Source organism: Leifsonia sp. HAY1-4F (assembly GCF_056755275.1).
In genome coordinates, this window is sequence record NZ_JBNDHX010000644.1 from 1 (window position 1) to 235 (window position 235).

A 235-nucleotide genomic window follows, 5' to 3' on the forward strand; every position below is an offset into this window, starting at 1 on the left:
GCGACGCTTCTTGATAACGGAGCCCACGTGGACCTCACAAAGAATCACGGGTATGCCGCGGGGCACGCGGCGACACGAGGTGTCAGTCTACCCGACGTCACGCCGAGTCCGCGACGCCGCCCTCTTCGAGGGTGGGCGCCTGCAGCATGTGCTCGACCGCGGACTCCGGGACGCGGAACGACCGGCCGAAGCAGATGGCGGGCAACTCGCCGGAATGGACGAGGCGGTAAACGGT

The 235-nt window shown here is 67.2% G+C and carries 1 protein-coding gene; it reads right to left on the reverse strand.

Annotated elements, in window-relative coordinates; all coding sequences use genetic code 11:
* Positions 1–97 precede the first annotated feature (97 nt).
* The coding region (locus tag ACPYOG_RS20825; RefSeq protein ID WP_481295954.1) for a helix-turn-helix domain-containing protein at positions 98–235 on the reverse strand (138 nt) is incomplete at its 5' end.